Origin of the sequence: Vibrio sp. T13N (assembly GCF_032970445.1) — a bacterium.
Classification (GTDB): Bacteria; Pseudomonadota; Gammaproteobacteria; order Enterobacterales; family Vibrionaceae; genus Vibrio; species Vibrio diabolicus.
In genome coordinates, this window is record NZ_JAWJYE010000001.1 from 326,987 (window position 1) to 344,041 (window position 17,055).

Consider the following 17,055-nt stretch of genomic DNA (forward strand, 5'->3'; position numbering starts at 1 on the left):
CCTTACTTCACAACGATTGTGATGGTTGCGACTGGGTTTAACCAACGATGGCTGCTGCTATCTAGGTCACTGATGCCGCCGGTTGGATCGCTATCACCAAGGTTACCCGGATGCACGTGAACTTTGTCGTTAGTTACTGTTGCTTCAACGCCTGTGCCGCCAGTACCAAAGGTAATGAAAGGTGGGTTTGGCATGCTAGACGCAAGTTCATCGTTCGCTTCTGTACCGGCATCGTAACTTCTTAGCGTTGCTCGGTATGTACCCGCTTCCGTTGGAATCTTCCAGCTATCCAGACCGACGAAGCCATCATTGGTTGGCAGCAACATAGCGCTCAGAGAAAGATAACCGTGGTCACCACTGTCCAAAGTGAAGGTGGTTGCAACACCCGGATTCAAAATACCACCAGCAGGATTCTCAACCACCACACCACCAGCGTTACCAATCACACTAGCAAGACCAGAGATATCACCGCCTTCTGCCATTGCTTCTAGTTCTGGCGTTGCTGCTTGACCCGTTCTGAACATTTGAAGGTCGGAGCCATGTGCAGCAACAATAAGTGGCGTAAAGTAGATGCCTTTGGTTGCGTTTGTCACGGTGATTTCCAATTCCGCCGCATTCACTGATGCAGAGCCTAGTGCCATAGCGACTGAAGTCATGACGAGTCCGAGTTGGGTACGTTTTTTCATTGTGATTCCATCCTTTAATGAGGGTTGAACTACCCAAGCCCATCTGTACGGCTTTACTTCTTTGTTCGTGACTTGAGTAGGTTAAGCATTACGTTTCGAACGTTTTGCGTTCTTGCCTCTAAGAATGACGAGCAAATCTATCAGCAACTTCATCGAATTCTCATAAAATTCTCACAAGTTCTGTTCGAATTCTGTCAGCAGCACTTTTTTATTTATACTCAAGTAACCTCGAGATGCTTGGCTCAGCGAGAATGACTTGGTTTGAAGGCGAGGCAACAATTTGAAGATCTAGTGGTTCTAAATCGAAAATTGTTAACGAAGCATGCGAACCAAGGCAACTCGCCCTTCGGGAGCGTGTCACTGAAGCAATTTCTTCGTCAAACAACTTGGAAAGAGCTCGCTATTCCGCTTCGTTGTTTTCCTTGAACTTGAATCAGTGATAACGCTCTGAACCATGTATCTTGAAGTCACTTGAGTATATTCAGCTATTTACACTTCTCGGTTTCCCCTCCTACAATGCTGTATTCCCTGTTTAAATCACGATTCTCACCATGATTCATAACGTTCTGTCTGCCTACTATGGCGAAATCTACGGCATCGCTTTTTTCAACCACTACTTGAGCCATTACGCCCAAAGTGAACAACAAACACTGTGGCAAACCTTGATTGAAGTGGAAGAACTCACCGCAGAAAAGCTCAAACCTGTACTGCTGACAAATGGCATGGATATCGAAAGTCGACACCAAGAGATGCTGGATAAAGGCTTGGCAGATGCAACCAAGTGGATTGGTTTACCATGGCAAGAGTTGGTGGCGACTCTTCTGAAATGGGTGGAGCCTTATGAGGTCAAATATCGAGAGTGGCATGAAGAAGTGAAAGCTTCAAAACAGTATTCAATCGCTGAGCGAGAAGCTATCGAATTGATTGCAGACCACGAAACGGCCATTTATCACTGTTGGCAGCAATACCATACTGGTGAATCTGGCTTGCCTGCACTCAATGCATTTTTGGCAAAATATCGTTAAAGCGAGACGGTGACACTTGAACCTCGTGAAACCGTACCAGACAATATCGTTATTCCGCTGCGCAGAACTGAACAATTATGGTTAATCCAAAACTCATTGCCCTACTTCCTGATCTTGCTTCGTTTATCTTGGTGGTAAACGAAGGCAGTTTTACCGCTGCAGCCAAACAACTCGGCGTGACGCCATCGGCTTTAAGTAAGTTGATCACACGGTTGGAACAAGCCCTCTCAGTGAAACTGTTTGAGCGCACAACTCGTAAGTTGCTCATCACTCAAGCAGGGCAAAAGGTTTACGACCAAAGCATCGCAATGGTGAATGCCGCGCAGCAAGCGGTTGAATTATCGGCGGAAGATCATGCCGAGCCCACGGGTGCACTCACAGTGGCTGCACCCGAAGCGTTTCTTAACTCGGTGCTTCAACCGTTTGTGTTGCCATTCCTAGAACGTTATCCAAATATACAGCTTAAGCTGCGTGCAGCAGATGGTGAGATCGAGCTGTTCCGCCAAGGAATTGATGTCGCCTTTAAGCTCACCGACAAACCCGATGAGAATCTGGTACTCAAAGAGATCAGCAAGACCAATCTCGTTTTATGTGCCTCTCCAGATTACCTCACCAAACACGGTATGCCTGAGCATCCCACTGAGCTTGAACAGCACGATTGCATTTACCTTGCCGAGAACGACAAAGACAACATCTGGTCGTTCTTTAAAGAGGAAGCCTTTCATTCGATTGCCGTGAGTGGCCGTTATGCCGTCAACCATTCTCAAATGCGCTTGAACGGGGTTAAGTCTGGCTTGGGAATTGGAATCTTCCATGACTTCGTGATCAAAGACGCGTTAGAGCAAGGAGAAGTGGTGGAGGTTCTATCGGATTGGATGATCAAGAGTAACTACCACGGTGCTATCGCGATGCAGTATGCACAAACCAAATACATGCCTGCTCGCCTGCGCGTGTTTATTGACTTCGTTAAGGAGCATTTAGTCTCCGAGGACGCTAACCATGCTTGAGGATACTAGCCATGTTTGAAGAGGTTAACCATGTTTAATGCCATTCATCACGTCGCGATCATTTGCAGCGATTACCCAAGGTCAAAACGCTTTTACACTGAAGTGTTGGGGTTAAAAGTCATTGCTGAAAACTATCGTGAAGCCAGAGACTCGTACAAGCTTGACCTCGCTTTACCTGACGGCAGCCAAGTGGAACTGTTTAGCTTTCCGGGCGCACCAGAGAGACTTAGCTTTCCGGAAGCACAAGGGTTAAGACATCTCGCGTTTTTGGTTGATGAGGTTGAACAGGTGAAAGCCTACCTAGAATCGAATGACGTTGAAGTTGAACCAATTCGTATTGACGAATTCACAGGCAAAGCATTTACCTTTTTCAAAGATCCAGATGGCTTGCCGCTAGAAGTTTATCAACGCTAACTTTGGTGGGGCACGAGGAACTGGCGTTTCAAATCGTACACTTAGAGCCAAAAAAGTGTAGCTTTCAGAAATGACCAAGCTCAGTTGTGGAAGTATTGGTGTAGTTGGAAGTGTTTCGTGATGAAAAGTCGAAAAGTGGCTAAAAGGACACGGTTTGCCTTTATGGCTGACGGCATTGTCACTTTCTTCGATTTGAACCAATTCAAAACCATTAAGCGTACATAGCGTCGCCCACACGCCCATGCTGTTACCATGAGCATTGATAACAGGCATCAGCGTCACTAGCACCCAACTTAGAGCACTAGCAAATAGCATGGAGCGATAAAAAGGAATTAATCTACGCATAACGGTGACTTAACAAATTTAATTCAGCGTAACTAATTCTGAGTGCTAGCTCAAAAACAGGATCAATAAGTGGTTTCCACCTCACAGCTTTTCTTCAATACCGCAATTGACAGACACAAAAAAGCCCACCAAAACGGCAGGCTATTTTCATATTCTATTGTCAGCTTTTATCGCGATTAGCCGAACAGCTTACTCCAAATACTTGGGTTACGCTTGTCATGGTATTCTTCACGTAGGCTATCAATTTCACGTAATTGTGCTTTCGCGTCTTGCAGGTTACCAGCGTCTAAGTCTGCTTCAATCTTGTCTAACGTTACCGTTAGTTTATTAAAGCCTTCTAAGTAGGTATCGAATTTCTCTGGTGGATAGTTACCGCGCTTAGATTGCTCGACGATTGCTTGCAAGCTATCAATTGCAGACTTCATGGTTTCAACATCCGACGCTTCTGCCGCCTGTTTGAATTCCATCTTCATCTGCTTCATGTTTTGTTTTAAATCAACCGCTTCCGCCATTGCGTATGTTGAGCCAAACGCAATCGCACACCCTAGGACTAAAGGACGTAACATTTTCACTTCTCCATTTATAGTGCCGAATTCTGTGTCGGCTTTATTTACCCAAATAACCCACGCCATAAAAGGCGACAAACTAGCTTAGTTGAGTATTTCCGGGTCGCAGTGTAAAGCAATCTTACGCTAGGTGCATACCTAAAATGTAATCAAGTTTATGCGTTGCGAATGTCGTCATACTCTGGAATTGGCTTACGGCCTCTCAGAGCTAAGAAAGACAAAAACTGCTGAGCGGTGTGAGTAATCACTTTTTTGCTATCGATACCCACTTTATCCATTAGCTCTCCAACCAAATCCAGATTACCAACATCATGACAGAAATGCGCATCACTTCCCGTTGTGAAGAAGACACCGAGATCTTTACCGATTTGTGCAATCTCGTGGCAACGGTCTACGCTACCCACTCGGCTATTCCCTTTTAGCGTGGTGTTATTGATTTCAATCGCAACATTATGCTCTTTCGCGCACGTTAAAACGGCCTGAAAATCAAAGTCGAAATTTGGATTCCCAAGATGGCCAAGCGCATCAATACGACCGTTTTGAATCACATTAATGAGCGCTTCCGTATGAGTTTCTTTGTTTGCAGGACGAAAAACAGGTTCATGGAAACTTGCAATAACCCAATCTAGGTTACGATCGACACTCAGCGGAATATCGATGTCGCCTTCGGTATTAAGAATGTTGGATTCCACACCCCGAATGATCGCGATACCGTCCAAAAATCGAGGCAGGATTTTTTGGTTGGAGAAAAACCAGTAATGCGGCGCGCCCGGCATTGATTCTGCGTGATCGGTAGTACAGAACATATCCAAGCCGTTCTCTTTCGCCAATTTTGCATTTTCAATCAAGGTGCTGTACGCATGACCACTGGCGTACGTATGTGTATGGGTATCAACTTTAAATTCCATCATCCACTCTCTTAGGTGCGCTATCTTGCGTGCTATTGTATACCTACACGTGACGTACCGTCAGCCCAAGATGAATATCAGACTTAAGCTTGCTCCTCACTGATGGCTTTTATTAGGGGCAACGCTTTTTCCCATCCGTGATTAAACATAGAAACAAAGTCGCTGTGCGTATGAATGGTGACATTGAGTAACAAACGATCACTATTGGTGTCGATCTGATAGATCTCTCGTGATCCAATCCACTTAGATGCTAAATCCCCATCCAATTGCTGCCTATTATCCGGATTAAAAATAGCAATGTGATGAAATTCAAGACGCTGTTGCGGTTGCACGATATCGATAGTCGCTCGCGTTCCGCCCATATCGGGATCAAAAAAAGTGATGTCTTGCCCTTCTTCCCATATCCCATCAAATTGAGACTGGGGTGAGAAAGCCTGTGCCCAGCGTTTGTATAACTCAGCATCGGTTAGCACTTCCCACACCCGTTGCGGTGTAGCTGAAATCTCAACGTAATAATTTAGCGTAAGCATTATTTCTCTCCCTGAACCTTTCTTGACGCTAGTTCATTGTCAGAAAAAATCAAACCTCACCTCTGATTTGCCTTACTTAATCCTCTATTTTCCGACAGGCTAAGAAGTTCTCGCTTGTAACCTACCACCACGATGCGCCGTAAAGCGAACCCAACATGTGTTCAGTATGGTTGCGAACACGATTAAACTCATCCCGATAATTTGGCTTTGACTCATTCGGTCATCGAAAAACGCACTCTGCCAAACCGCGGTGAACAGTAGGTTAGTAAAAATAAGTGGTGCAAGTTGAGAGCCGCTGCTTGCCAGTTGATACGCTTTGGAGCGGAAAACTTGGGTGTTAATGATCATCAGGGACATCACACCGAGCCACAGCATATTAGAAGAAACAGTAGATTCCATCACATTGGCTTTGAGGAAAACATCGATGTCGTTAAACAACGTTAGCGGTAACAGAAATACGGCAGCAAACCCAAACGCCCAAAAGTTGATTTCTAATGGCGACATATCAGTTTTACTCACTTTATATAGCGTAAGCTGAGAGCCGGAATTGAAGAGTCCACCAGCTAGACCGAGTAATAAATCCGAGCGCCAAGTAAACTCCCCACCAACTCCCGCCAACATAACCACTCCAGTAAACGCCATTGCTAAAGCCGCCAATGTTGAAACGCGAATGTGGCCTCCCATAAACAGCTTTTCAACCAAAGGAATAAATAATGGGCCAGTGGCAAACAATACCACCCCTTCTACCAGCGTTAACGTTTGTAGTGACGCGATGAAACACAACTGTGATAAGCCGATACAGAAGGCGCGAAGCAAAATCGGTTTTAACGTCCCAGCTTTAGGAAAGGTAAGATTTTTGAAACGAAGTAAGACAAGCAAAATAAGTGCAGGAGCCAAAAAGCGTAAGAAACTAAACAGTGTGACGGAAAGTTCACCTGTCAACTGCTTTGCTAACAACCCAGTAACAGATAAGCTTAACGTAGACATCAGCATGAAAAGAATAGATTTATTTACTGCATTCATTCGATACTCCTTAATATATGGAGTATTTTATGAGATATCACTTATTGTAAATAGCGAGTAATATTAACCATTAATGTAAGAAAAACTTACAGGTTAACTTATCTCTCATCATGTTACGGTTTCTAAAATATGCGTAAATTAGTCCCTCTAAAATCCATCTATGCATTTGTCGCTGTGGCGGAATCTGGCAGCATGACAGAAGCAGCGCAGATATTAAGTGTGAGTCACTCGGCGGTGAGTCAGGCGATAAAGTCACTGGAGAGTCAGGTCAACAAGCCTCTGTTTGATCGCGTAGGCAGACAAGTTCAACTTAATGCTGACGGTAAAAAATATTATCGAAAGGTTGCGCCAGCTTTAGAACAAATTGTCGATGCCACAGAAGCGCTAATCCAAGACCAAAACTTACAACGTATTACGCTTAATATGGTGAATTCCTTGGCGCTGCATTGGTGGATTCCGCGAATGTCGAGTTTGCAGGACTTTGCTCCGCAATTAGACGTTCGTTTATCCAACCTGTCTGGCAAGTTTAATCTAGAACAAGAAGGCATCGACGCAGCACTCGTGCATGGAAACACCGAGGAATGGCAAGATTATTACTGTGAAAAGCTCAGTGAAGATGAACTGGTTTTGGTGTGTAGCCCTGAATTGATAGCTAAGACGAATGACTCAAATATCGCTCAACTGTTAAAGCAGTATCCCATCATTGAAGTCACTAACGAACGAAGAAAAAATGACTGGAACGTGTGGCAGAATGCGACTGGCATCCTGCGACCTAAAAGCAAAAAACCAATCACTTTTAATATGTCGATACAAGCCGTGCAGGCGACGACTCGACGTTTAGGCTTATTGGTGACTCATCGCTTGTTTGTAAAAGATGACATCAAATATGGCCAGTTAATCGAGCTGGGTAAACCCGTCATTAATCCTAACCAACAGTTTTACTTTGTTTGCCCACCACACAAGCTAAAGCTGGAATCGTTTCACCTTCTGCGCTCGTGGTTGCAACAATCATTCAATTAAAGAAACCTTTTGTTAAGCACATTCATTGAAAAATTAGTATAAAGTTAGAAAGAGCACTTTTCATCCAAGGATGGTTTATGAAGCGGTATCAAATATGGTTAAGCGTACTCTGCCTCACAGTACCCATGAGTGCAGTCGCTGAAAGTGAAGACGCTCATTCAGAGCAAGGCATCTCAACGGCAATCATAGGCGGCCAACAAGCCACTCAAAATCAATTGCCCTTTTTCGCACGACTCATTCTACACAAAACTGGCGCTAATCAATTTGCCAACATCTGTGGCGGCACGATTGTTAATGACCGCTTCATTTTAACCGCCGCTCACTGTGTAGAGCCGAGTGTTTTTTCTGACGGATGGACAATCAATGATCTACGAGTTTTAGTAAAAAACCCGACAATGAATGATGTGTTTGTTGAGGAATTCAAAGATGTTCGCTCTATCGTCATTCATCCAAATTACGAGCCTAGTGATTTATGGATTAATGATATCGCCGTACTTGAACTTACCCACCCGATCACCGACAACGTTCAATCCATTACGTTGCCGCAAGATTTTGGTGATTACAGCAGCCAATCGGTTTATCAGATATTCGGTTTAGGGCAAACCTCGACCAACGATGAAAATGGACCAAATTATTTGCGATGGGCGGAAGTAAAACCACTCACTGATGCGCAATGTGCTTCTTTAGTGACCGGGTTTAATGCTCAAGAAAGCTTATGTGCCAATGGGTTTCCTGAGCGCAGTTATACCGGTATTTGCAGCGGTGACTCTGGTGGCCCTCTCACCTATCAAGACAATAACGGAATGTATCAACAAATCGGTATTGTAAGCTATGGTTCTTCTGTTTGTGAATCCGCTGCGATTCCGAGTGTGTTTACTGAGGTTCTAAATTACACAACATGGATTGAATCCCAAACCAGTTCGGGAGTGAAGACTCGTTACAATGCCCTCTTAGCAAGCACAGAAGATTATCATAGTGAAGGTGATTCCGGCTTTGAACCAGAAGATACCAACACATCTGGCTTTGAGGATAATGGCAGTAGTGGTGGCGCACTTGGCGCAGGGATGATCATGCTTGGAGGCTGGTTTGGTTGGCTAAGACGCCGCCACAGAAATTATTCGCGCTCCTATTCGCGCTCCTAATAGCTTCGACAAGACATCATAATATCTTGCGCTTAACACGAGAGTTGATGATGTCTTCTATTATTTTTTGCTCTTTTTTCGCTTTTTCATAATTTTGCTTAGTACGCCATCGTTCGAGCACTTTTTCTAACCCTTGAACACGAGCATGTTTGTGCTCCAGCGTTTTTTGTACAGACGCGCATTCCGCTTGCATGACGGCTTGTTCATGCTCATGGTGGCGAAGCATTTTTTGCAGCATTTGATCGACACGATTAAAGTTCATCAGTGCTGCGCTTGTCAGTGTTGGAACAGTTCTTGTTGATTGTCCCGCATGGCCTTTCAATGCTGACAATTGTTCCAACTGCATTGAAAGATGGGAGTGACGTTGGCGCATGGCATCAAGTTGCTGACCCACACGATCACGTTGCTTTTCTTCCATTTGTTGCAGCTTACCCACTGCTTTTAACTTGGATTTCATCTCAACGATACCACTCCCACTTGGTTAAGCACTTTGAAAAAGCTGCGCGAGCTCGGTCAAACTGGTTGGGTAATCCACTGACTCATTGGCGGCTTGTTGTAAATACGCACGTAAGTTTGGATACATAGCAACAGATTGATCTAATTCAGGATCTTGCCCCGGTTGATAGCCTCCTAACGGCAGCAGTTCTTTCACCTGAAGATAGTTGGAGTACATCTGGCGGAAATTATTCGCGATCGTGCTATGCGCCTCCTGTGTACAGGTGCTCATACAACGGCTAATAGACGCATTAATATCAATGGCAGGATAGTGCCCTTGCTCGGCAAGTTGACGCGATAATACGACATGCCCATCTAAGATAGCACGCGCAGAATCCACGACAGGATCTTGCTGGTCGTCCCCTTCCGCCAACACGGTATAAATTGCGGTTAGGCTACCGTGCTGATTTTCACTGTTGCCCGCACGCTCAAGGAGTTGCGGTAACACGCTGAAGACAGAGGGCGGATAACCGCGAGATGCTGGAGGCTCGCCAAGCGAAAGAGCGATTTCACGCTGTGCCATGGCGTATCGAGTGAGAGAGTCCATCAACAACAGAACATCTTTGCCTTGGTCTCGAAAATACTCGGAAACGCGATGACAAAGCAGTGTCGCTCTTAACCTCATCAGCGGGGATTCATCAGCAGGAGCTGCGATGATAATCGCCTTATTGCGCGCCTCTGGGGTTAAGTTTCGTTCGATGAACTCGCGTACCTCTCGGCCTCGCTCACCAATAAGACCGACCACAATCACATCGGCTTCGGTGTTTTTGGTGATCATCCCCATTAAAACACTTTTACCGACACCACTGCCCGCCATTAAGCCAATGCGTTGCCCTTTTCCGACGGTCAAGAGTCCATTGATTGCGCGCACCCCAACGTTGAGTGGGGTATCAACAGGACGTCGCTTCAATGGGTTAATCGGTTTTGGTTCAAGTGAAACACGATCTCCCCCTTTTAGCGGTGCCCCGTCGTCCAACGGCTCACCTAAACCATTCAGCACTCGCCCTAACCACTGAGCACTTAACTGCACGGTACTGTCACCGTCCAGAGGAATGACTTTCGCACCAGCAAATAAGCCACCTAAGCGCCGAATAGGCATTAGGTAAGCAATAGTGTGCTCAAAGCCCACCACTTGCGCTTCGATCATGTCGCCTTCTGCGGTTTCTACAAGACAGCGCTGCTCCAGTTTAAACCGGCACCCAACGGCTTGTAACATTAAGCCGTTTACTTTAATCAAGCGCCCTGTCACGCGAGCAACAGGGATTGAATCGAGCGAAGCCAATGCTTCGCTCAAACGCTCACTCAATAGCTCATGGCTTAAGGTATTACTCATGCTCTGATTCTACCTGCGGAATACTAACTTCATCCAAAAGGTGTTGTTTTACATTGTCCATACAGGCTTCTAAACGAGAGTCGCAGCTTGCATCCGCCTCTGCATCATCGGTCACTAGTTGGCAGCCACCAATCGGAAGTTCCGTATTAGCCACCAGTTTCCAAGATTGTGGCAGATCAGCATTAATGTGAGTAATTCGTTCTAAATCCTGCGGATTTAAATGCACGGTTACGGTTTCCGCTTTACCAGGCATGGCAGACAATGTCTCATCCACCAAGGCAAGGATCTGTTGAGGCATTAAAGTGAGCTCAGCACGAATCACTTGCTGAGCCACTTTTTGTACCAGCTCACAAATCATATGGCGTTGCTGTTGCTCTTTTTCGTCTTGCCAACGAGACAGCGCATGAAAGAGCTCGTTCACGGGTTTCGCCGCCTCTAGAAAACTCTGTTTTCCCGACTGCTCACCAGACACAAAGCCTTTTTGGAAGCCTTCTTTTTGCCCATCTAGCAGACCTTGTTGCTTACCCTGCTCGATACCTTGACGTAAGCCTTCCTCATGCCCTTGCTGTAAACCTTGTTGAAAACCGGCTTCAAGCTGTTGTTGAATATCAACTTGCGGCTCTTGCCAACCCTGGTTATCTAGCCCGAATTCGTCTTCTATAGCCTTAGGCTGCGCCAAAGGCGGAAAACGGTGCAAACGGTATCTACTCGGCGGCAGTCGCATCGTACTTGATTTTGTCTCTACCATGACGTTACTCCACCGTTGGCTCTTCATAAAGAAGCAACTGAACTTCACCAGATTCATCCAACTCACGCACCATTTGCATGATGTCTTGACGCGCTTTTTGAACACGACTTAGCGCAACAGCCCCGCGCGCTTCCATATCGTCTTCCAGTGCTTTCACCATACGCTGAGGCATAGAACGTTTAATGGCTTGCTGTAACGTAATTTCTGAACCTTTGAGTGCAACTGCCCACAATTCTAGTGGGATCTGCTGCACCAGCATGTCCATGGTTTCTTCACGCTGACGACCAAGAACCATAAAGTCGAACATATTCTCTTCAATGGCATTAACGACATCTTCATCATGCAACTTCAGCATTTCCATCAACGACCCGCGATCACCTTCAAAGCGGTTAATGATGTCAGCAGCTTGCTTGACACCAGATAGCGGTGTGCTTTGGCTTGCAGATACTTTTTCAATGCAGCGCTCAACGAGCTCATGCAAATCAATAGCAACTTGATGATCGATGTCTTGCAGCTGAGCAATTCGGAACAAGATTTCGTCATGGTAATCTTGTGGCAGGTGCTTCAACACCGCTGAAGAGCTATCGGCTGGCAAATACGCAAGAAAAATCGCTTGCATTTGCGGGTGCTCATTCACAATGAAACGAGCAAGCGTTTCTGCTTCTACCCACTGTAAGCGCTGCATATTGTTGCGAATTTCATCACCATACAGCGTATTCAGCAGCCCTTTTGCCAAATCATTACCCAATGCTTTACGTAGCGTATTGGACAAATATTCTTTAGAAGCTCCACGAATGCCACTGTGCTCACGAAAGTCTTCAAAGAAAGTTTGAATAACGCCGCGAGCGGAATCACTCTTAATGCCATTCAACTTCGCCATTGCACGAGTCACCCGCTGGGTTTCATCACGGCTAAAGTGCTGTAAAACCTTCGCAGCGGCATCCTCGCCCATGCCTAATAGCACGAGCGCGGTTTGTTCTACATAACTAAGCGTCTGCTTTGATGGAACTGTGTTCATTGATGTTTACCCATTGTTTCAGTATTTCGGCTACGCGCTCTGGCTCTTCAGTGGCAATAAGCTGTAGGTGTTTCAATTGAATCTCTAGTGGCGAACCGGCTGGAGGCAGCATGTCGCTGTTTACATCTAAACCGGAAGAGGCTGAGATACCTTTTTCTGATAGACGACGATCAAGCACTTCTTCATGCTCACGCTCTTCACGCGTTTGCAGGTTGTCGTAATCAGGCTCTTCTTGCGGCTCTGCAAAGTCTAACTCTGGTACTGGCTTATCAACGCCAGTGAGGTGCATGATCAATGGGCGTAGTACGAAGAAGATCATCGCCAAGCCTAACAAACCACCGATAACGTAACGTATTGGCTGCTGTACTGTAGGGTCTTGCCACCACGGCAGCGCAGGAGGCGCATCAATTTCAATTGGAGTGAAGTTGAAACTCATCAAGCTTAAGCTGTCACCTCGTGCCGCAGAAATACCGACAGCATCCATGATCATATTTGAAATCTGCTCTTTATCTGCTTCACTCCAAGCAACACCATCCGGAGAGGCTTTCGAGTTCAACAGTACCGACACGCTCATTTTCTCAATTTGACCTTGTTGGTATTGAGTACGACGAACACTACTCCCCACTGCATACTGACGGTTTACTTCAGAGCGTGCGTTGGTGTTTTGGCTATCGTTCGTTTCTACTTCTTCACCAGTTACTGGCGGTTGGTTGCTTAGAGAACCTGGTACGCCTAGCGCGATTTGGTCAACTGAGTTGTTGTGAATGGTGTGCTCGTTACGTACGACAGGTGCGTTATCCAAAATCTCTTGCGTTTCTTCAACTTGGCTAAAGTCCATATCGGCAGCAACTTGCACACGGAAGTTACTCGGACCCACAATTGGCGTAAGCATGTCTGCTGCGCGTTGAATGATCTGCTTCTCAACGTTCTTTTGATATTCAAGGTATTTTGCATTGACTTTACCTGCTTCCGCCGAAGCAACATCTGCACTGAGTAAACGACCATATTGGTCGATAACAGATACAAATTCAGGCTTCATCGCCGTCACGCTACCAACCACTAAGTTGATGATTGCTTCAACTTGCTCAGACTTGAGGTCTTCGCCAGGTTTCAGCTCAAGCATCACTGACGCTGAAGGGTTCTCGCTGTTTTGACGAACAAATAAGGTTTGACGAGGAATAGCTAAGTGAACACGCGCATTCGCCACTGAATTCAGAGACATGATAGTGCGTACTAACTCACCTTCTAAACCATGACGGTAACGCGCCGTTTCCATAAATTGGCTTGTACCGAGAGAGCTGTCTTCTTTAAGCGAATCCAAACCTGTCGGCAGTTTGGCTTTAACACCTTTTGATGCAAGCAACATGCGAACTTTCGCAACTTCGCCTTCTGGCACAAGAACTTGGCCATTTTGCTCTTGCATACGGTAGCTCACACCTTCGCTTTCTAATACCGAAACAATCTCTCCGATATCAAAACGTTCTTGTTGGCTATACAGTGGACGAAAGCTTTGTGAGGAACTCCAAAGAGCGACCACAATGATTGCCGCAACAATTGCAGCGAGTACGGCAGATAACACTAGATTTCTCTGGCTACTCGACCAGATTTGCTTCAGCTTCGTTGTTACATCGTCCATGCTATTCGCAGTAGAAAATGTCTGTGCTGAGCCGGAGGTCATGGCTGTATTTCCGGCGACTTGGGGGGTTAGTTCTGACATGAATTACACCGGCATCTTCATAATATCTTCAAATGAGGTCACGACTTTGTTGCGCACTTGCATCAAAGCATTAAATGATAAACTGGCTTTTTGGCTAGCGACCATCGCACCAACTAGGTCATCACTTTTTCCTGTTTCTACGGCCGTCATTTTTTGACTAGCCACTGATTGATGTTGATTCACTGTATCCAACACATTTGTCATCGCTTGTGAGAACGATAATGGTGCGTTTAGTGATTGTTGATCTAAAGGATTTGCACTCACGATAAACTCTGGCGGCTGCACTTGTGCCTGCATCGCCTGCATTTTTGACAACATAAGTTGCTCTGCCGAGACCGCATGAGTAGGTTGACTTGCCATCTATTTTTTCTCCTATTAGGCAGCCGAGCCTAGTGCCGACTGTAAATCAATACCATGTTCTCGCATGGCTGCGAGTTTGTAGCGTAGCGCTCGAGTTGATACTCCAAGCGCGTTTGCGGTTTTCGTTCGGTTTCCACCAAACTGACGTAATTTTTCTAAAATAAATTGATATTCGGCCTGCTTCTTCGCTTCTACATGACCAAAGCTTGAAGCTGGCTCAGCGGATGGAACTGGCGCAACAAGTTCAATAGGCAGCATCAGATCATGGGCAGTAATGTAGTCACCATGACGCATGACCAATGCACGCTGAATGACATTTTCCAACTCGCGAATATTGCCTGGCCAGTGATACTGACTCAGCACACTGATCGCATCTTGGGATAGATGACAGCGACTGCTATCTTGATACTTTTCAATAAAGAACTGGCTGATCGGTAAAATGTCTTCTTTTCTTTCACGCAAAGGCGGCCAGTGCAGAGGCAAAACATCCAATCGGTAATAAAGGTCTTCACGGAATGTGCCTTTTTGAACTTCTTCACGTAAGTCTTTATTGGTTGCCGCAATAACACGAATATCAAGCTTCACCGCCTTGTGGCTGCCTACGCGTTCCACTTCACGCTCTTGAAGAACGCGTAATAACTTGGCTTGAACTGCAGGGGACATTTCACCGATTTCATCTAGCAAAATCGTCCCGCCATTCGCTTCTTCAAACTTACCGCTTTGAGAGTTAGTCGCTCCTGTGAAGGCACCTTTGACATGACCAAATAGAACCGCTTCTAGCATCGACTCTGGAATGGCGGCGCAGTTAACCGCCACAAATGGACCATCAATACGTGGAGAGTGCTCATGCACATATCGAGCCAGCACTTCTTTACCCGTTCCCGATTCGCCTGTAATTAACACACTGGCGCTGGTGCAAGCGGCACGATGCGCCAATTGCAGTACCTGCTTGCTTCGCCAAGATTCCGCAACAATGTTGGCCATTGGCTTACCTAACGCTTCAACGCGCTTCAGTAAATTAAGCAGCTGATTCGCTTCAAATGGGCGTAATAGATAATCGGTTGCTCCCGATTTCATCGTCTCAGCCGCCAAGATTCCCTGCTCTTGATCGACAATAGCGATAACAACACCAGAGTTACGTTGCTTTTGGTGGCAAGCAACAAACTCGCGGACACACATGTCCGGTAAAGTAGAGCTCACAAGAGTGATTTCTGCTCGCTCTTCAAGTAATGCGCCTCGGCCAGTACGAGTGTGTTTTGCGGTGTAACCTGCATTTTGCAACACATCCAATACTGGTTGAGCAAGAGCTTCATTCGGCTCAACCAACAAAATTTTCGTTTTCGTCATCATTGAACCTTAACTTTCGTTTGTTGATTTTGTTGTTGTACATCAGGGTGGTGTTTCACTGCCGTTCGCTCGTTATCTCTAACTAGGCGCAACGTTACACGTCGATTTTTCGCTTGGCCCTTCGTCGAACTATTGCTGGCAATTGGGTAACGAGAACCATGCGCTCTTGTTTCGAGCATCGATTTATCAATACCAAGTTCAACTAAGGCCTCGGCAACTTGCTCTGCTCTAGTACGTGATACTGAAAGGTTCGCCAAGCTAGAACCAACGTTATCGGTGTGGCCATCAATTAAGATCTTGGTCACACGATCATCAACAGATACATAGCTATTTAGCGCTGCGAGCGTTTCTTGCTGCTTACGACTTAGCGCCTTCTGACCAAAGTCAAAAGACAGAACAAGATTTCGTGCCTCTGAAAACGAAAGCTTAGGCAAACGCGCTCGACAGGCATTAAATGACTTGAGCGCGTTTTGAATTTGAATAGTCGGAATCACAATCTCCGACAAAGAGGAAGCATTACTTCCCTTTAGTGACAACGTCACCCAATTACCAGTAGCAATTAAATCCATGAGTTCATCAGCACCTTTGCTGAAGACAAATCGTTGGGATGGCTTAGTAAAATCAAGGGTGGCAAACTCTTTTCTATAAAGCTCACTAGACCATGGGGCACTTTGACTTATTAGAGCAATCGTTTTCCATTTATTATTTTCATAATGTATATCGGAAATAAAATAAGTTTTATTGTTAGGTTCCGAACGGAAATAAAACTTCCCATACGGCGTGCTTGAGTGCAATAAGTTGCATTCAAAGTTGTTTCCTTTATATGTCCACTTTGAAAGGTCCATGGGGATGGTCACAACCTCACCTGAATATGTCACCTTAGACACTAGCAAACTGACAAAAATAAATATTTTACAATTTATTAAACCGTTAGGGTTCATGTATATCTTACAATTCCATGACCTTATCAATTTAATTAAATATGCCACTAAGCCGTGATAACTGGCATAGCTAATCATGTTAATTACCTATTCTGAATATTGAAACTGGTTACAAAATACTCACAAGAGCATATCCAAACCTTTGAAATCAAGATTTAAGCTTTAAAAACAATGTCTTATATTTTAATTATCTAAATTAGCCGTTACACCATGAAGATGGTTTTAAAAAGTTAATAACAACTAAAAACGCTTAATATTTTTATATTTTCTTATTAAGCAATTTATAAAGGAAACTAACCCTTTTTAAATTTTATTAAAAGATTAAGACTATATGCTCAAGGCAACATGTGAACTAAAGTCACAATCTTAGAGTTTGAAACTAAAAGATCATTAAAATTTCTGTGTAGACTACACGCCATTAAGTTAAAAC

At 45.2% G+C, this 17,055-nt stretch carries 19 protein-coding genes; 5 read left to right on the forward strand and 14 right to left on the reverse strand.

Going from position 1 to position 17,055, the window contains the following annotated elements:
* Positions 1-2: 2 nt before the first annotated feature.
* Positions 3-686 (reverse strand): spondin domain-containing protein, encoded by a 684-nt coding sequence (locus R2S67_RS01460; RefSeq protein WP_054866843.1) that lies wholly within the window; start codon positions 684-686, stop codon positions 3-5.
* Between the two features lie 551 nt (positions 687-1,237).
* Between R2S67_RS01460 and R2S67_RS01465 the strand changes: the two genes are divergently transcribed.
* The 3 genes from R2S67_RS01465 to R2S67_RS01475 all read left to right on the forward strand — a co-directional run bounded on the left by R2S67_RS01465 (position 1,238) and on the right by R2S67_RS01475 (position 3,132).
* Positions 1,238-1,711 carry a hypothetical protein gene (locus R2S67_RS01465; RefSeq protein ID WP_053808288.1) on the forward strand — a complete coding sequence of 158 codons (474 nt, stop codon included), beginning with the start codon at positions 1,238-1,240 and terminating at the stop codon, positions 1,709-1,711.
* A 77-nt stretch (positions 1,712-1,788) separates the two neighbouring features.
* Positions 1,789-2,718 (forward strand): LysR family transcriptional regulator, encoded by a 930-nt coding sequence (locus R2S67_RS01470; RefSeq protein WP_317341786.1) that lies wholly within the window; start codon positions 1,789-1,791, stop codon positions 2,716-2,718.
* 30 nt (positions 2,719-2,748) lie between these two features.
* Positions 2,749-3,132, forward strand: coding sequence for a VOC family protein (locus R2S67_RS01475; protein ID WP_317341787.1), 384 nt, complete (start codon positions 2,749-2,751; stop codon positions 3,130-3,132).
* Here R2S67_RS01475 and R2S67_RS01480 read toward each other — a convergent pair.
* The 5 genes from R2S67_RS01480 to R2S67_RS01500 all read right to left on the reverse strand — a co-directional run bounded on the left by R2S67_RS01480 (position 3,112) and on the right by R2S67_RS01500 (position 6,504).
* Complete coding sequence (locus tag R2S67_RS01480) at positions 3,112-3,477, reverse strand: hypothetical protein (RefSeq protein WP_253644933.1); 366 nt, start codon at positions 3,475-3,477, stop codon at positions 3,112-3,114. The two genes, R2S67_RS01475 and R2S67_RS01480, sit on opposite strands and share 21 nt — an antisense overlap.
* Positions 3,478-3,653: 176 nt before the next feature.
* Entirely contained in the window at positions 3,654-4,043 is a 390-nt protein-coding gene (locus tag R2S67_RS01485; protein WP_005394852.1) for a cytochrome b562, read from the reverse strand.
* A 155-nt stretch (positions 4,044-4,198) separates the two neighbouring features.
* Complete coding sequence (locus R2S67_RS01490; RefSeq protein ID WP_046876136.1) at positions 4,199-4,951, reverse strand: phosphatase; 753 nt, start codon at positions 4,949-4,951, stop codon at positions 4,199-4,201.
* A gap of 83 nt (positions 4,952-5,034) precedes the next feature.
* Positions 5,035-5,481: an SRPBCC family protein gene (locus R2S67_RS01495; RefSeq protein WP_005394850.1), complete on the reverse strand. Its 447-nt coding sequence runs from the start codon at positions 5,479-5,481 to the stop codon at positions 5,035-5,037.
* Between the two features lie 99 nt (positions 5,482-5,580).
* Positions 5,581-6,504, reverse strand: a complete 924-nt coding sequence (locus R2S67_RS01500) for a DMT family transporter (RefSeq protein ID WP_317341788.1) — start codon at positions 6,502-6,504, stop codon at positions 5,581-5,583.
* A 129-nt stretch (positions 6,505-6,633) separates the two neighbouring features.
* Here R2S67_RS01500 and R2S67_RS01505 point away from each other — a divergent pair, with 129 nt between their 5' ends.
* Both R2S67_RS01505 and R2S67_RS01510 read left to right on the forward strand, forming a co-directional pair.
* Positions 6,634-7,524, forward strand: coding sequence for a LysR substrate-binding domain-containing protein (locus R2S67_RS01505; RefSeq protein WP_317341789.1), 891 nt, complete (start codon positions 6,634-6,636; stop codon positions 7,522-7,524).
* Between the two features lie 125 nt (positions 7,525-7,649).
* On the forward strand, positions 7,650-8,666 hold the full coding sequence (locus tag R2S67_RS01510) for a S1 family peptidase (RefSeq protein ID WP_411057024.1): 1,017 nt from the start codon (positions 7,650-7,652) through the stop codon (positions 8,664-8,666).
* Positions 8,667-8,682: 16 nt separating this feature from the next.
* On the opposite strand, the gene fliJ is transcribed toward R2S67_RS01510, so the two are convergent.
* The 8 genes from fliJ to R2S67_RS01550 are packed head-to-tail and all read right to left on the reverse strand — an operon-like array spanning position 8,683 to position 16,703.
* The gene (fliJ, locus tag R2S67_RS01515) at positions 8,683-9,123 is read right to left on the reverse strand and encodes a flagellar export protein FliJ (protein WP_005394844.1); all 441 of its coding nucleotides are present in this window, start codon (positions 9,121-9,123) and stop codon (positions 8,683-8,685) included.
* Between the two features lie 24 nt (positions 9,124-9,147).
* The gene (gene fliI, locus R2S67_RS01520; RefSeq protein ID WP_317341791.1) at positions 9,148-10,494 is read right to left on the reverse strand and encodes a flagellar protein export ATPase FliI; all 1,347 of its coding nucleotides are present in this window, start codon (positions 10,492-10,494) and stop codon (positions 9,148-9,150) included.
* A complete protein-coding gene (gene fliH / locus R2S67_RS01525; RefSeq protein ID WP_301645852.1) occupies positions 10,487-11,242 on the reverse strand; it encodes a flagellar assembly protein FliH in 756 nt (251 codons plus the stop codon). The genes fliI and fliH overlap by 8 nt, the downstream gene beginning before the upstream one ends.
* Positions 11,243-11,246: 4 nt before the next feature.
* Entirely contained in the window at positions 11,247-12,260 is a 1,014-nt protein-coding gene (locus R2S67_RS01530) for a flagellar motor switch protein FliG (RefSeq protein ID WP_005394839.1), read from the reverse strand.
* Entirely contained in the window at positions 12,229-13,977 is a 1,749-nt protein-coding gene (gene fliF, locus R2S67_RS01535; RefSeq protein ID WP_317341792.1) for a flagellar basal-body MS-ring/collar protein FliF, read from the reverse strand. The genes R2S67_RS01530 and fliF overlap by 32 nt, the downstream gene beginning before the upstream one ends.
* Positions 13,978-13,980: 3 nt before the next feature.
* Positions 13,981-14,337 carry a flagellar hook-basal body complex protein FliE gene (fliE, locus tag R2S67_RS01540; protein ID WP_005375045.1) on the reverse strand — a complete coding sequence of 119 codons (357 nt, stop codon included), beginning with the start codon at positions 14,335-14,337 and terminating at the stop codon, positions 13,981-13,983.
* A gap of 15 nt (positions 14,338-14,352) precedes the next feature.
* Entirely contained in the window at positions 14,353-15,684 is a 1,332-nt protein-coding gene (locus R2S67_RS01545) for a sigma-54 dependent transcriptional regulator (protein ID WP_317341793.1), read from the reverse strand.
* The gene (locus tag R2S67_RS01550; RefSeq protein WP_164665903.1) at positions 15,684-16,703 is read right to left on the reverse strand and encodes an OmpA family protein; all 1,020 of its coding nucleotides are present in this window, start codon (positions 16,701-16,703) and stop codon (positions 15,684-15,686) included. Before R2S67_RS01550 ends, R2S67_RS01545 begins: the two co-directional genes overlap by 1 nt.
* Between the last annotated feature and the right edge of the window lie 352 nt (positions 16,704-17,055).

Bases quoted from the DNA above. Each gene is read 5' to 3' on its own strand.
- R2S67_RS01460 (WP_054866843.1), bottom strand. From the start codon at position 686: ATGAAAAAACGTACCCAACTCGGACTCGTCATGACTTCAGTCGCTATG.
- R2S67_RS01465 (WP_053808288.1), top strand. From the start codon at position 1,238: ATGATTCATAACGTTCTGTCTGCCTACTATGGCGAAATCTACGGCATC.
- R2S67_RS01470 (WP_317341786.1), top strand. From the start codon at position 1,789: ATGGTTAATCCAAAACTCATTGCCCTACTTCCTGATCTTGCTTCGTTT.
- R2S67_RS01475 (WP_317341787.1), top strand. From the start codon at position 2,749: ATGTTTAATGCCATTCATCACGTCGCGATCATTTGCAGCGATTACCCA.
- R2S67_RS01480 (WP_253644933.1), bottom strand. From the start codon at position 3,477: ATGCGTAGATTAATTCCTTTTTATCGCTCCATGCTATTTGCTAGTGCT.
- R2S67_RS01485 (WP_005394852.1), bottom strand. From the start codon at position 4,043: ATGTTACGTCCTTTAGTCCTAGGGTGTGCGATTGCGTTTGGCTCAACA.
- R2S67_RS01490 (WP_046876136.1), bottom strand. From the start codon at position 4,951: ATGGAATTTAAAGTTGATACCCATACACATACGTACGCCAGTGGTCAT.
- R2S67_RS01495 (WP_005394850.1), bottom strand. From the start codon at position 5,481: ATGCTTACGCTAAATTATTACGTTGAGATTTCAGCTACACCGCAACGG.
- R2S67_RS01500 (WP_317341788.1), bottom strand. From the start codon at position 6,504: ATGAATGCAGTAAATAAATCTATTCTTTTCATGCTGATGTCTACGTTA.
- R2S67_RS01505 (WP_317341789.1), top strand. From the start codon at position 6,634: ATGCGTAAATTAGTCCCTCTAAAATCCATCTATGCATTTGTCGCTGTG.
- R2S67_RS01510 (WP_411057024.1), top strand. From the start codon at position 7,650: ATGAGTGCAGTCGCTGAAAGTGAAGACGCTCATTCAGAGCAAGGCATC.
- fliJ (WP_005394844.1), bottom strand. From the start codon at position 9,123: ATGAAATCCAAGTTAAAAGCAGTGGGTAAGCTGCAACAAATGGAAGAA.
- fliI (WP_317341791.1), bottom strand. From the start codon at position 10,494: ATGAGTAATACCTTAAGCCATGAGCTATTGAGTGAGCGTTTGAGCGAA.
- fliH (WP_301645852.1), bottom strand. From the start codon at position 11,242: ATGGTAGAGACAAAATCAAGTACGATGCGACTGCCGCCGAGTAGATAC.
- R2S67_RS01530 (WP_005394839.1), bottom strand. From the start codon at position 12,260: ATGAACACAGTTCCATCAAAGCAGACGCTTAGTTATGTAGAACAAACC.
- fliF (WP_317341792.1), bottom strand. From the start codon at position 13,977: ATGTCAGAACTAACCCCCCAAGTCGCCGGAAATACAGCCATGACCTCC.
- fliE (WP_005375045.1), bottom strand. From the start codon at position 14,337: ATGGCAAGTCAACCTACTCATGCGGTCTCGGCAGAGCAACTTATGTTG.
- R2S67_RS01545 (WP_317341793.1), bottom strand. From the start codon at position 15,684: ATGACGAAAACGAAAATTTTGTTGGTTGAGCCGAATGAAGCTCTTGCT.
- R2S67_RS01550 (WP_164665903.1), bottom strand. From the start codon at position 16,703: ATGATTAGCTATGCCAGTTATCACGGCTTAGTGGCATATTTAATTAAA.